This is a genomic window from Nonomuraea sp. NPDC005650, assembly GCF_040605375.1.
Lineage (GTDB): Bacteria > Actinomycetota > Actinomycetes > Streptosporangiales > Streptosporangiaceae > Nonomuraea.
Genome location: NZ_JBEXCR010000011.1, coordinates 225,167 through 238,759, shown reverse-complemented (window position 1 = coordinate 238,759; position 13,593 = coordinate 225,167). Strand labels below are relative to the sequence as shown.

Annotated in this window: 9 protein-coding genes; 8 read left to right on the top strand and 1 reads right to left on the bottom strand. The window is 68.1% G+C overall.

Annotation, left to right across the window (positions count from 1 at the left end):
• Positions 1-19: 19 nt before the first annotated feature.
• Positions 20-3,433 carry an alpha-L-arabinofuranosidase C-terminal domain-containing protein gene (locus ABZS69_RS20945; RefSeq protein WP_355374705.1) on the bottom strand — a complete coding sequence of 1,138 codons (3,414 nt, stop codon included), beginning with the start codon at positions 3,431-3,433 and terminating at the stop codon, positions 20-22.
• A gap of 345 nt (positions 3,434-3,778) precedes the next feature.
• Between ABZS69_RS20945 and ABZS69_RS20940 the strand changes: the two genes are divergently transcribed.
• The 8 genes from ABZS69_RS20940 to ABZS69_RS20905 all read left to right on the top strand — a co-directional run bounded on the left by ABZS69_RS20940 (position 3,779) and on the right by ABZS69_RS20905 (position 13,582).
• The gene (locus ABZS69_RS20940) at positions 3,779-4,744 is read left to right on the top strand and encodes an ABC transporter substrate-binding protein (protein ID WP_355374702.1); all 966 of its coding nucleotides are present in this window, start codon (positions 3,779-3,781) and stop codon (positions 4,742-4,744) included.
• Positions 4,745-4,884: 140 nt separating this feature from the next.
• Positions 4,885-6,396, top strand: a complete 1,512-nt coding sequence (locus ABZS69_RS20935) for a sugar ABC transporter ATP-binding protein (RefSeq protein WP_355374699.1) — start codon at positions 4,885-4,887, stop codon at positions 6,394-6,396.
• Positions 6,393-7,406, top strand: coding sequence for an ABC transporter permease (locus ABZS69_RS20930; RefSeq protein WP_355374696.1), 1,014 nt, complete (start codon positions 6,393-6,395; stop codon positions 7,404-7,406). Before ABZS69_RS20935 ends, ABZS69_RS20930 begins: the two co-directional genes overlap by 4 nt.
• Positions 7,403-8,386: a galactofuranose ABC transporter, permease protein YjfF gene (gene yjfF, locus ABZS69_RS20925; RefSeq protein WP_350741728.1), complete on the top strand. Its 984-nt coding sequence runs from the start codon at positions 7,403-7,405 to the stop codon at positions 8,384-8,386. The genes ABZS69_RS20930 and yjfF overlap by 4 nt, the downstream gene beginning before the upstream one ends.
• Before the next feature lie 193 nt (positions 8,387-8,579).
• Positions 8,580-9,689 (top strand): multiple monosaccharide ABC transporter substrate-binding protein, encoded by a 1,110-nt coding sequence (gene chvE / locus ABZS69_RS20920; RefSeq protein ID WP_355374693.1) that lies wholly within the window; start codon positions 8,580-8,582, stop codon positions 9,687-9,689.
• A 57-nt stretch (positions 9,690-9,746) separates the two neighbouring features.
• On the top strand, positions 9,747-11,279 hold the full coding sequence (gene mmsA / locus ABZS69_RS20915) for a multiple monosaccharide ABC transporter ATP-binding protein (protein ID WP_355374692.1): 1,533 nt from the start codon (positions 9,747-9,749) through the stop codon (positions 11,277-11,279).
• Positions 11,276-12,535 (top strand): multiple monosaccharide ABC transporter permease, encoded by a 1,260-nt coding sequence (mmsB, locus tag ABZS69_RS20910; RefSeq protein ID WP_355374689.1) that lies wholly within the window; start codon positions 11,276-11,278, stop codon positions 12,533-12,535. The genes mmsA and mmsB overlap by 4 nt, the downstream gene beginning before the upstream one ends.
• Before the next feature lie 63 nt (positions 12,536-12,598).
• The gene (locus ABZS69_RS20905; protein WP_355374938.1) at positions 12,599-13,582 is read left to right on the top strand and encodes a LacI family DNA-binding transcriptional regulator; all 984 of its coding nucleotides are present in this window, start codon (positions 12,599-12,601) and stop codon (positions 13,580-13,582) included.
• The last annotated feature ends 11 nt before the right edge of the window (positions 13,583-13,593 follow it).

The window sequence follows — 13,593 nt, the reverse complement described above, 5'->3', positions numbered from 1 at the left end:
CGGCGGCCCGCCCGCGCCGTCACCGTTCGGTCAGCCGTACGAACGTCACCGAGTGCGCAGGGAAGTCGTAGGTGAAGGCCGAGGAGAAGCCGCGCACCTGGCGCTCCACCGGCACGACCCGCTCCGGCTCGGAGAGGGAGTTCGTGTCGGACGGCGAGCCCGTCATCGTGGTCACCGTGGCGACCGGCCGGAACCGCGCCGGGCCGAGGTCCACGCTGCCGCGCACGGAGGTGTCCTGCGCGTTGACGACCTTGAGCGTCACGGACTTCCCGTCCCTGGACACCACCTGGTACAGCGGCTCCACGACGGCGTCGTCCACGAAGTCGGAGACCTTCTGCCCGTCCAGCCAGGTCGTGATCCGCCGCCCGCTCACCTGGATCTTGATCCGGTAGTCGCGGCCCGTCTCGATCGTGGTGGCGGAGGTGGCGATCGAGGACTTGGCGCCGTTGGCGGCCTTCTCGACGGCGGACTGGGTGTTGCCCCAGCCGCCGAGGTTCCACCAGTAGAAGTTGCCGGTGTCCTTGACCCCGAACATGATCAGGAAGCCCTCGGCGCCGGCGGTCTTCCGGGCGGTGACCTCCATCGTGTAGTTCGACCAGCCGGGCGAGCCCGCCGTGGACCTGGCGTCCGTCACCTGGGCGGTCTGCGCGTAGGCGCCGTCCTGCACGGCCCAGGTGCCCAGGCCGGGGGTCCACTTGCCAGCCCCGGCCGAGAAGTCGTCCGACAGCAGGACGGTCCCGTCGGCCGCGGTGACCTTCACGTCGTCGTAGCGGACGGCGGTGTTCCACGCGCCGAGCCCCACGGCGCCGCCGATGTCCTCGACCGTCCTGCCCTCGCCGGTGAAGGCGCTGGGCAGCACCCGGTCGCCGGCGTTGGTGGAGAACAGCCGCTGCACGTAGTAGTTCGGCGAGCCGTAGGCCTGGTCGTTGTCGAACCAGATGAGGTCCGGCGTCCAGTCCACGTAGTCCACGTTGGCCAGCAGCGGCGCGTACGAGGCCAGCCGCACGACGTCGGAGTTGCGCTCCAGGCCCGTCATGTACGACGCCTCCGCCAGCGCGTTGCCGAACGTGTTGCCCCGCGAGGCGTACTCGCCCACGAACACCTTCGGCCCGGTGCGGTCATAGGTGTCGTAACGGTGGTTGTTGGTCAGGAACCACTCGGGGCTGTTGTAGTAGTGCTCGTCGACGAGGTCCGCCTTCTGGTCGCGGGCGAACTGCCACATCCGGTCGAACCAGGCGCCCTGCGACGTCTGCCCGGCGTTGCTGATGATCTTGATGTTCGGATACTTCGCCCTGATGGCGTCCGCGAACTTCGGGTAGTTCGCGAAGAACTCCGGATAGATCTCCTCGTTCCCGAGCCCGATGTACTCCAGCCCGAACGGTCTCGGATGCCCGAGCTGGGCGCGCTTCCGCCCCCACTCCGAGCTGACCGGCCCGTTGGCGAACTCGATCAGGTCGAGCGTGTCCCGCACCCACCGGGCCAGCTTGGCCTCGTCGGTCAGCGGCCGGTTCTCGCCGCACCCGTTCACGCCCACCGACAGCACCGGCAGCGCCCGCGCCCCGATGTCCTCGGCGAACTGGAAGTACTCGTAGTAGCCGAGGCCGTAGGACTGGTTGTAGCCCCAGAAGTTGAAGTTGGTCGGCCGCTCCTCGACCGGGCCGATCGTCTCCTTCCACTGGTAGATGCGTCGCCGGTCCTGATTGTCCGAGTACGGGTCATACGTGCCGACGTTCGTGACGCACCCGCCGGGGAAGCGCAGGAACCGGGGCTTCAGCTCGGCGATCATCCTGGCCAGGTCCGTGCGCATGCCGTGCCCCTTGAACGTGTCACGCGGGAACAGCGAAACCATGTCCAGGTCGGTCCGGCCGCCCGGCGCCAGCACCACCAGCCGGCCCGCGTCCGTCGTCCCCGAGGCCGTGAACGACGCGGTGTACTTCGCCCAGTCGCCGGCCTTCACCCGCAGCGTGGCCGTGCCGAGCACGGTGGAGCCGCCCTCCCCAGTGCCACTCTCCACTGAGACCGTCAGCGGCCCCGCCGCGTCACGCCTGGCCCAGAGTGACACGTCGTACCGCTTGCCCTGCTTCACGGGGATGCCGCGGTTGAACCCGGCGTTGCTCGCGCCCGCGGTGCCGTCGCCGGACACGTCGAGCCGCAGGTAGTTGCGGTTGTTCGCGTTCAGCGGCCGGTCGGTGCCGATGGCGAGCCCGGCGGTGGCGCCGCGCTCGGTCTTGGACCACGCGGTCAGGCCCGTGTAGGAGCGCTCGTCCACGCTGTCGAACTCGAACGAGCGGTTCTGCACCAGCTCGGCGTAGAGCCCGCCGTCGGCGGCGTGGTTGATGTCCTCGTAGAAGACCCCGTAGAGGTCGGGGCTGACCTTGGTGCCCCTGGCCTCGGTGTCCACGGTCAGCTTGCCCGAGGTGTAGCCCTCGACCCGGAACTTCGTGGTCGCCGTTCCCGTGACCAGGGCGCCGCCGGAGACGGAGACGTTCTGGCCGCCGGAGGAGAGGACGACCTTGCCGCCGCCCGCGTCCTTGAGCCGGAAGACCGACGGGGTCCCGCCCAGCCGCACCTTCCCGGCGGCGACCCGCAGGTGCTCGCCGGTCGCCGTGTCCTTCAGCGTCACGCCGTCGGCGCCGGCCGTGGCCGTGAGGGCCAGGCTGGTCATGCCCGCCTTCGCCGACGCCCGCACCGCTCCCGACGGGTCCGCCGACAGGTACGGCAGCGCGGCGGCGCGCAGCGTGAACGGCCCGGACGGCACCACCGGCCGGCCCTCGCTCGCCCTGATCGCGATGTAGTCGAACACCGCCTTCATCGACGTGCCGTCCTGCGCCGACAGCGCGAACAGGCCGAGCTGCCGCACGTCCAGCTTCGCGCTCACCCTGGCCGCCTGGACCCAGGCCGAGCCGTCCCAGTACGACGAGACGAACTCGTCCCCGGTCCTGGCCAGCTTGACGATCTCGCCGGTCGAGCCGGGCCGCGCCGCGAAGCTCGCGTTGAAGGAGGCTCCGACCTCGGTGTCCGTCTCGATCACCGGCCCGCCCGCGGACCCGACGTGGGCGAGCCCGGCGCGTACGTAGTTGTCCCAGTCCTGCCAGGCCAGCAGGCCCGCGCTCTGGTAGTCCAGCGAGACGGGGGCGCTCAGCTTGGTGACCACCTCGAAGTCGCCGGCGGGGACGTCCACGAGGAAGAGGTTCCTGGCGGTGTTGGTGCCCTGGTAGGTGTCGCCGGTCAGGCTCTCCACGCGCAGCGCGCCGTCCGACAGCGACCACCGGGAGCTGTCCGGCGACAGCACCGTCCAATCCTCGCCGAGCGTGGTGCCGTCGAACTGGTCGACGACGGCGCCGTCAGGGATGGGCCCGGCCGCCGCGTTCGCCGGTGGCGGCGCCACCAGCGCGGCCGCCAGGAGCAGGGCGGATAAGGCGATTCGCTTCATGAGTGGGGGGCTCCTCAAGGTTGTTAGCGTTAACAAGTCAAGTGAGCGTTAACAACAGCGATTCGCGACAAGTTAAGGACTGGCCCCGACCCTCGTCAAGGCCCGCCCCGTGTGATCCGACCGTAATCAGGCGGGCCCTTGACGAGACCCGTTGTTAACGTTCACAGTCGGGGCGAGCTCACCAAGCACTCCAAGACGCTCGTCGGCATCATCGGCCGATCGGAAACAGGCGTCGGCGACGCCCTCGGGGACCAGCGTGGCTGGTGCGTAGGCCGGACCGGAAGACAGGAAGGCGCCCGCGTCCCGCTCTGGGATGTTAGCGCGAACATCAGAAGGGACCCCCACGTGTTAAAGAGGATCTCGGCGCTGGTCGTCGCCGGTCTGACCGCGATGTCGGTGACCGCATGCGGTGGCGGCGGTGGCGGTGGCGGCGGCTCGATCACCATGGGCTTCTCCCAGGTCGGCGCGGAGAGCGGCTGGCGCACCGCGAACACCAAGTCCGTGCAGGACTCGGCCAAGACCGCGGGCATCACGCTCAAGTTCTCCGACGCCCAGCAGAAGCAGGAGAACCAGATCAAGGCCATCCGCTCCTACATCCAGCAGAAGGTGGACATCATCGCCTTCTCGCCGGTGGTGGAGTCGGGCTGGGACACGGTGCTCAAGGAGGCCAAGGACGCGAAGATCCCGGTCATCCTGACCGACCGCGCCGTTGACTCCAAGGACACGACCCTCTACAAGACCTTCCTCGGCTCGGACTTCGTCGAAGAGGGCAAGAAGGCCGGCCAGTGGCTGGTGAACGAGTACAAGGACGCCAAGGACCCGGTGAACATCGTCGAGCTGCAGGGCACGACGGGCTCGGCACCGGCCAACGACCGCAAGGCCGGCTTCCAGGAGGTCATCGGGGCCGACCCCAAGTTCAAGATCATCGCCTCGCAGACCGGCGACTTCACCAGGGCCAAGGGCAAGGAGGTCATGGAGGCCTTCCTGAAGTCGAACCCGGACATCGACGTGCTGTACGCCCACAACGACGACATGGGCCTGGGCGCGATCGAGGCCATCGAGGGCGCCGGCAAGGTGCCCGGCAAGGACATCAAGATCATTACCGTGGACGCCGTCAAGGACGGCATGCAGGCGCTCTCCGACGGGAAGATCAACTTCATCGTCGAGTGCTCGCCGCTGCTCGGCCCGCAGCTCATGGACCTGGCCAAGAAGGTCGTCAAGGGTGAGCAGGTGCCGGCCCGCGTGGTGACCCAGGAGACCACGTTCACGCAGGAGCAGGCCAAGCAGGTCCTGTCCTCCCGCCAGTACTGACCCGCCGTCCGGCCGCGCGCCTCCGCTCTCCGGCCGGGGTGCGCGGCCGTCCTCCGGAACGCCCGAAGGCTCTGGACCGGGGCGCGAAGGAGGCGTAGTGACGAGGTCAGGCGGCGGTTCCCAGCCATATGAGGAGAGACATGGTCACACCCGCGCCGGTCCTGACGATGAGCGGGATCGGCAAGCAGTTCCCCGGCGTGAAGGCCCTGGACGGCGTCGACCTGCGGCTGCTGCCCGGCGAGGTGCACGCGCTCATGGGAGAGAACGGCGCGGGCAAGTCCACCCTGATCAAGGTGCTCACCGGCGTCCACCCCGCCGACGCGGGCACGATCGAGCTGGGCGGCGCGCCCGTCGCGTTCGGCAGCCCCCTGGAGGCGCGGCAGGCCGGCATCAGCACGGTCTACCAGGAGGTCAACCTCTGCACGAACCTCTCGGTGGCCGAGAACATCTTCATCGGCCGCGAGCCCCGCAGAAGGGGCCGCATCGACTGGAAACGGATGCGCGCCAGGGCCGCCGAGCTGCTGTCGCGGCTGGAGCTGAGCGTGGACGTGTCGGCGCCGCTGTCGGCGTACTCGCTGGCCGTCCAGCAGATGGTGGCCATCGCGCGGGCGATCGACATCGAGGCGCGGGTGCTCATCCTGGACGAGCCCACCTCCAGCCTGGACGCGGACGAGGTCGAGCAGCTCTTCCGGGTGATGCGGAGGCTGAAGGAGGAGGGCATCGCCATCCTGTTCGTCTCCCACTTCCTCGACCAGATCTACGAGATCTCGGACCGCATGACGATCCTGCGCAACGGCAGGCTCGTCGGTGAATACCTCACCGACCGGCTCCCGCAGGTCGAGCTGGTCGCCAAGATGATCGGCCAGGAGCTGGCCGCGCTGGAGCGGTTGCACGGCGAGGCCAAGGTCTTCGACCGGCCGTTGGTCGAGGCGCGCGAGCTGGGCCGGTCGGGGGCCATCGAGCCGTTCACGCTCACGATCCACGAGGGCGAGGTGGTGGGCCTGGCCGGGCTGCTCGGCTCCGGCCGTACGGAGATCGCGCGGCTGCTGTTCGGCGCCGACCACGCGGGCACGGGCGAGGTCGCGGTCGGCGGGAGCCCGGCGTCGCTGCGCACGCCCCGCGCGGCCATGAACCACAAGATCGCGTTCTGCTCGGAGAACCGCAAGGCCGACGGACTCATCCCCGACCTCACCGTGCGCGAGAACATCATCCTCGCCCTCCAGGCCACCAGGGGCTGGACCAGGCCGGTGCCGCGCGAGCAGCAGGACGAGCTGGTCGGCAGATACGTCAAGGCACTGAAGATCAGCCCGCCCAACCCCGAGCACCTCGTACGCAACCTCAGCGGCGGCAACCAGCAGAAGGTCGTGCTGGCCAGATGGCTCATCCTCGAACCGCGCCTGCTGATCCTGGACGAGCCCACCCGGGGCATCGACGTCGGGGCGAAGACCGAGATCCAGCGACTGGTGGCCGAGCTGTCCGACGGCGGCATGGCGGTGCTGTTCATCTCGGCCGAGCTGGAGGAGGTGCTGCGGCTCAGCCACAAGGTCGAGGTGCTGCGCGACCGGCGGCTGGTCGCCGAGCTGCCCAACGACGACGAGCTGACGACGGACGTGCTCATGGAAACGATCGCGAGCGGAGGCCGGACCTCATGAGACGGCTGCTCTGGCCGGTGGTGGTCCTCGTGCTGCTGCTGGCGCTGAACGTGTTCTTCACGCCCAGCTTCTTCTCGATCCAGGTCAGGGAAGGCCACCTGTACGGGAGCCTGATCGACATCCTGCGCTTCGGCGCCCCGCTGATCCTGGTCTCGCTCGGGATGACGCTGGTCATCGCCACCGGCGGCATCGACCTGTCGGTGGGCTCGGTGGTGGCGATCTCGGGGGCGCTGGCGTGCCTGCAGATCAGCGAGGACGCCGGGCTGTTCACCGCCGTGGCGGCGGCGCTCGGGCTCTGCCTGGTGCTGGGGGCCTGGAACGGGTTCCTGGTGGCGACCGTCGGCATCCAGCCGATCATCGCCACGCTCATTCTCATGGTGGGCGGACGCGGTCTGGCCCAGCTCATCACCGACGGGCAGATCATCACCGTCAACAGCCCGGCGTACAAGGTGATCGGCGGCGGCTACTGGCTGACCGTGCCGTTCGGCATCCTCATCGTGATCGCCGTGCTGGCCATCACGGCGTTCCTGACCCGGCGGCTGGCGCTGGGCATGCTGATCGAGTCGGTCGGCGGCAACGCCGAGGCCAGCCGGCTGGCGGGCATCAGGGCGCGCGGGATCATCATCATGGTCTACGCGTTCGCCGCCCTGTGCGCGGGCGTGGCCGGGTTGATGATCAGCTCGAACGTCTCCAGCGCCGACGGCAACAACGCCGGCCTGTGGATCGAGCTGGACGCCATCCTGGCCGTCGTGATCGGCGGCACCTCGTTGTCCGGCGGGCGGTTCTCGCTCGGCGGCACCGTGCTGGGCGCGCTGATCATCCAGACCCTCACCACGACGATCTACTCGATCGGCGTGCCGCCGGAGACCACGCTGCTGTTCAAGGCGCTGGTCGTGACGGCGGTCTGCCTCATCCAGTCCCCGTCCTTCCGCGAGAAGGCGTTCCGCAGACGCGGGCGCGCGACGCCCGCCGGCCCGGTGGCCGAGGAGAAGGTGCGAGTCACCACATGAGCACGCTGACGATCGGGCGGGCGAGCGTGCCCGCCAAGTACCTGCCGGTCCTGGTGACCGGGTGTCTGTTCCTGGCCATGTTCGTGGTCGGCGGGATCCGCTACGAGGGGTTCGCCAGCGGGCAGGTGGTGCTCAACGTCTTCATCGACAACGCCTTCCTGCTGGTGGTGGCCGTCGGGATGACGTTCGTGATCCTGACCGGGGGCATCGACCTGTCGGTGGGGTCGGTGGTGGCGCTGTCGACGATGATCTCGGCCAGCCTCATGGCGGGGCCCGGGTGGCCGCCGTACCTGGTGATCCCGCTGGTGCTGGTCATCGGGTCGGGGCTGGGGCTGGTGATGGGGTACATCGTGCACGCCTTCGACATCCAGCCGTTCATCGTGACGCTGGCGGGCATGTTCCTGGCGCGGGGGCTGTGTTACACGATCGGCACGGACTCCATCCCGATCAACGATCCCACCTTCACGGCCTTCGCGCAGGCGAGGATCGACCTGTTCGCCGACATGTGGATCTCACCGAGCGTGATCGTCGCGGTGGTGGTCGTGCTGGTGGCGGCGTACGTGCTGCACTACACCCGCCTCGGTCGCGCGGTGTACGCGACCGGCGGCAGCGAGCAGTCCGCGCTGCTCATGGGGCTGCCCGTGGGCCGGACGAAAATCGCCGTCTACACGATCAGCGGGTTCTGCTCGGCGCTGGGCGGCGTGCTGCTGTCGTTCTACATGCTCTCCGGCTACGGGCTGCACGCCGTAGGCATGGAGCTGGACGCGATCGCGGCCGTCGTCATCGGCGGCACGCTCCTGACCGGCGGCAGCGGCTTCCTGCTGGGCACCGTCCTCGGGGTGCTCGTGCTCGGACTGATCCAGACGATCATCAGTTTCGAGGGGACTTTGTCCTCTTGGTGGACCAAGATCTTCATCGGAATGTTGCTTTTCGTCTTCATCTTGCTGCAGCGGCTGTTTTCGGCCCGAGCGAGGCGCTGACCTGCGATGAAAGTTACCCGAAAGTTTCCGGTAGGTTATGCGCGGGCGTTGACATGAGCGTTGTTAGCGATAACAATCGGCGGAAGCGAACGAGAATTATGTTCTGATTCGTTGCTTTCTGTGATCGAATCTCTCGCTCTACCGGCAGTCGCCGCGTCCAGCGCTGCCGCGACCCCCATCGCAAGGAGATGACATGAGGTTGGGACGAATCGGGGGCGTTGTGTCCGTCATCGCCCTCGCCGCGACGATGACAGCCTGCGGATCGAGCGCCAAGACCGTCGACACCCAGGCCTCCGCCTCGGCCGCCGCCGGTAACGGGGGCGCCCTGATCGGCGTCACCATGCCCACGAAGTCGTCGGAGCGCTGGATCCACGACGGCGACAACGTCAAGCAGCAGCTGGAGAAGCTGGGCTACAAGGTCGACCTCCAGTACGCGGAGAACGACATCCCGACGCAGGCCAACCAGATCGAGAACCAGATCACCAAGGGCGCCAAGCTCCTGATCATCGCCTCGATCGACGGCACCGCCATCACCTCTCAGCTCCAGCAGGCCGCCGACAACAAGATCCCGGTCATCGCCTATGACCGGCTGATCCGCAACAGCCCGAACGTCGACTACTACGCCACGTTCGACAACTTCAAGGTCGGCGTGCAGCAGGCGACCTCGCTGCTCAAGGGCCTCGGCGTCGAGGACGGCAAGAAGGGCCCGTTCAACGTCGAGCTGTTCGGCGGCTCGCCCGACGACAACAACGCCACGTTCTTCTGGAACGGCGCCATGTCGGTGCTCAAGCCGAAGATCGACGACGGCACCCTCAAGGTCGCGAGCGGCCAGACCGACTTCAAGCAGGCCGCCATCCTGCGGTGGGACCCCGCCACGGCGCAGAAGCGCATGGAGGACATCCTCACCAAGACCTACACCAGCGGCAAGAAGGTCGACGGCGTGCTCTCCCCGTACGACGGCCTGTCGATCGGCATCCTCTCGGCGCTGAAGAGCTCCGGCTACGGCAAGCCGTACCCGATCGTGACCGGCCAGGACGCCGAGCTCCAGTCGGTCAAGTCGATCATCGCCGACGAGCAGTACTCCACCATCTTCAAGGACACCCGCAAGCTCGCCGAGCAGACCGTGAAGATGGCCGACGCCGTGCTCAAGGGCCAGAAGCCCGAGGTCAACAACGAGAAGGACTACGACAACGGCAACAAGGTCGTCCCGTCGTACCTGCTCGACCCGGTGATCGTGGACAAGAGCAACTACAAGGAAATCATCATCGGCGGCAACTACTACACCGAGGACCAGCTCAAGTAAGGGCCCGAGCCCCGGGGACCCCACCGGTCCCCGGGGCTTCCCTGAGCGAGGGGCAAAATGACCGAGCACATCTTGCGGATGAGCGGGATCACCAAGACGTTCCCCGGTGTCAAGGCGCTGCAGAACGTCAATCTGTCCGTCCGGCGGGGCGAGATCCACGCCATCTGCGGCGAGAACGGCGCCGGCAAGTCGACGCTGATGAAGGTGCTTTCCGGGGTCTACCCGCACGGCGAGTACGACGGCGAGATCACCTTCGAGGGCGGGACGGTCGAGTTCGGCGGCATCCGCGACAGCGAGCACGCCGGCATCGTCATCATCCACCAGGAGCTGGCGCTCAGCCCGCAGCTGTCGATCGCGGAGAACATCTTCCTCGGCAACGAGCGAGCCAAGCGCGGCTTCATCGACTGGAACCGCACCAACTACGAGGCCGGCGAGCTGATGAAACGGGTCGGCCTGCGTGAGAACCCGACGACGCCGATCGCCGACATCGGGGTGGGCAAGCAGCAGCTCGTCGAGATAGCCAAGGCGCTCTCGAAAGAGGTGAAGCTGCTCATCCTCGACGAGCCGACCGCCGCGCTCAACGACGACGACTCGGCCCACCTGCTCGACCTGCTGCGCGGCCTGCGGGACGAGGGCATCACCTGCGTGATCATCTCCCACAAGCTGAACGAGGTCATCGCGATCGCCGATGCCGTCACGATCATCCGCGACGGGCAGACGATCGAGACCCTGGAGATGGCCAGCGGCGACGTCACTGAGGACCGCATCATCTCCGGCATGGTCGGCCGCGCGCTCGACAACCGCTTCCCGCCCCACGAGCCGACCATCGGCGACGAGGTGCTGCGCGTCGAGGACTGGACCGTCTACAGCCCCAGCCAGCCCGGCCGCAAGGTGGTCGACGGCGCCGCCCTCACGCTGCGCCGAGGGGAGATCGTCGGCCTGGCGGGGCTGATGGGCGCCGGGCGCACCGAGCTGGCGATGAGCGTGTTCGGGCGCACGTACGGGGTGCACATCTCCGGCAAGGTCTTCAAGGACGGCAAGCCGATCGAGATCCGCAACGTCCAGGACGCGATCAAGCACGGCATCGCCTACGCCACCGAGGACCGCAAGAGGTACGGCCTCAACCTCATCGAGGACATCAAGCGCAACATCTCGGCGGCCGGGCTCACCGGGCTGTCCAGGCGCGGCTGGGTCAACGAGAACGAGGAGTACCGGGTCGCCGAGCAGTTCCACAAGAGCATGAACATCAAGGCGCCCAGCGTCAACAGCATCGTCGGCAAGCTGAGCGGTGGAAACCAGCAGAAGGTCGTGCTCTCCAAGTGGATCCTGACCGAGCCTGACGTGCTCATCCTCGACGAGCCCACCAGAGGCATCGACGTCGGCGCCAAGTACGAGATCTACACGATCATCAACCGCCTGGCCGACCAGGGCAAGGCCGTGCTCGTGATCTCCTCCGAGCTGCCCGAGCTGCTCGGTCTGTGCGACCGCATCTACACCCTCTCCGAGGGCCGGATCACCGGCGAGGTGCCGCGCCAGGAGGCCACGCAGGAACACCTCATGTACCTGATGACCAAGGGACAGGAAAAATGAGTAGCATCACGCCCGCCGACGTCGAGGTCGGCGCCAAGGGCGATGGGGGAGGGCCGCGGCAGCCGGGCAGGGTGTCGCTCGGCGGAGTCTCGCTCAACCTGCGATCCAGCGGCATCTACATCGCGTTCGCGCTGATCGTCGTGCTGTTCTCGGTGCTGACCGACGGCGCGATGCTCCAGCCGCAGAACATCTCCAACATCATCGTCCAGAACTCCTACGTCCTGATCCTCGCGATCGGCATGATCCTGGTCATCATCGCCGGGCACATCGACCTGTCGGTCGGCTCGGTGGTGGCGGTCACGGGAGCGCTGGCGGCCGTGCTCATGGTGAACATGGGCTGGCCGTGGCCGCTGGCCCTGCTCGTCACGCTCGTGGCCGGGGCGCTCATCGGGGCCTGGCAGGGCTACTGGATCGCGTACTTCGGCATCCCGGCGTTCATCGTGACGCTGGCCGGCATGCTGCTGTTCAGGGCGCTGACGCTGACCGTGCTGGGCAACCAGGGCATCGGCCCGTTCCCCGACCAGGTTCGCACGCTGGCCAACGGTTTCACCAACGGCTACCTCCGCAACATCGGCCTCGGCCCGCTCGGCGGCGCCGACCTGTTCAGCCTGCTGATCGGCATCATCGCCATCGCCGGCATGGCGGTCTCCCAGTGGCGCACCCGCAACGCGCGCCGCGGCTACGGCCAGGCCGTGGAGCCGATGGCGCTGTTCGTGCTGAAGCTGGCGGCCGGAGCCGCGCTGATCCTCTTCCTGGTCGTGCAGCTCGCCCGCTTCAAGAACCTCCCGTGGGTCCTGGTGCTGCTGGCGGTGCTCGTGCTCGGCTACTCGCTGATGGCCAACCGCACGGTCTTCGGCCGGCAGATCTACGCCATCGGCGGCAACCTCCAAGCGGCCGTCATGTCCGGCGTGCGGGTCAAGTCGGTGGTCTTCTGGATCTTCGTCAACATGGGCGTGCTGTCGGCCATCGCCGGCATCATCTTCGCCGGCCGGCTCAACCAGGCGGGTCCCACCGCAGGTAACAGCTTCGAGCTGGACGCCATCGCCGCGGCCTTCATCGGCGGCGCGGCCGTCCAGGGCGGCGTCGGCAAGGTGGTCGGCGCCATCACCGGCGGCCTGATCATGGCGGTCATCAACAACGGCATGTCCCTGATCGGCTCGCCCAGCGAGCGGGTCATGCTCGTCAAGGGGGCGGTCCTCCTGGCTGCCGTCGCGTTCGATGTGTGGACCAAGCGCAGGGCAGGTGCCGCTCGTTAGTAAAATCCCCTGAGCCCAGCGAAAGGAGAGACCGTGACGACCCCCAAGCGCCGCCTGCCGGTCATGGCCGATGTGGCCAAGGAAGCAGGCGTGTCGCATCAGACGGTCTCCCGGGTGCTCAACGACCACCCGAACGTCCGGGCGGACACCCGCGCCCGGGTGGAAGAGGCGATCACCCGGCTGGGCTATCGGCGTAACCTGGTCGCCCGCGCCCTGGTCACCAAGCGGTCGAGGACGCTCGGCGTGGTGAGCTTCGACACCACGCTGTACGGCCCGGCCAGCACGATCTACGGCATCGAGCAGGCGGCCAGGACCGCGGGCTACTTCGTGAGCATCGTCAGCCTGAAGTCGATCGACGCGGCCGGCGTGCGCGACGCCATCGACTATCTCGCCGAGCAGGGCGTGGACGGGGTGGTGGTGGTCGCGCCGCAGCGCTCGGCCCGGCGCGCCCTGGAGAACCTGCCGGCCGGCATGCCGGCGGTCGCCGTCGAGGGCACCCACAGCGCCGACGTGTCGGTGGTCTGCATCGACCAGGTCCAGGGCGCCAGGCTGGCCACCCGCCACCTGCTGGAGCTGGGACACGAGACCGTCTGGCACGTCAGCGGCGCCCCCGACTGGCTGGAGACCGAGGGCCGGATCGAGGGCTGGCGCGCCGCCCTGGAGGAGGCGGGGCGGCCGGTGCCCGAGCCGCTGGCCGGTGACTGGAGCCCGCGCGCCGGTTACGAGGCGGGCAAGAGCCTGGCGGCGATGGAGGGCGTCACGGCCGTGTTCGCCGGCAACGACCAGATGGCGCTCGGCGTGCTGCGCGCGCTGAGCGAGGCGGGCGTGCGGGTCCCCGACCAGATCAGCGTGGTGGGCTTCGACGACATCCCCGAGTCGGAGTTCTTCTCGCCGCCGCTCACCACGGTCAGGCAGGACTTCGACATGGTGGGCAGGCACTGCATCGAGGTGCTGCTGCGGCAGATCGACGTCGGGCCCACCGCGTACGAGCGCCTGGTCGTCCCGCCCAGCTTCGTCGTGCGGTCCAGCACCGCGGCCCGACATTAGGGCCCGGCATT

Excerpts from the sequence above, each read along its gene's own strand:
- yjfF (WP_350741728.1), top strand. The coding sequence starts at position 7,403 with ATGAGCACGCTGACGATCGGGCGGGCGAGCGTGCCCGCCAAGTACCTG.
- ABZS69_RS20945 (WP_355374705.1), bottom strand. The coding sequence starts at position 3,433 with ATGAAGCGAATCGCCTTATCCGCCCTGCTCCTGGCGGCCGCGCTGGTG.
- chvE (WP_355374693.1), top strand. The coding sequence starts at position 8,580 with ATGAGGTTGGGACGAATCGGGGGCGTTGTGTCCGTCATCGCCCTCGCC.
- ABZS69_RS20935 (WP_355374699.1), top strand. The coding sequence starts at position 4,885 with ATGGTCACACCCGCGCCGGTCCTGACGATGAGCGGGATCGGCAAGCAG.
- mmsB (WP_355374689.1), top strand. The coding sequence starts at position 11,276 with ATGAGTAGCATCACGCCCGCCGACGTCGAGGTCGGCGCCAAGGGCGAT.
- ABZS69_RS20905 (WP_355374938.1), top strand. The coding sequence starts at position 12,599 with ATGGCCGATGTGGCCAAGGAAGCAGGCGTGTCGCATCAGACGGTCTCC.
- ABZS69_RS20930 (WP_355374696.1), top strand. The coding sequence starts at position 6,393 with ATGAGACGGCTGCTCTGGCCGGTGGTGGTCCTCGTGCTGCTGCTGGCG.
- mmsA (WP_355374692.1), top strand. The coding sequence starts at position 9,747 with ATGACCGAGCACATCTTGCGGATGAGCGGGATCACCAAGACGTTCCCC.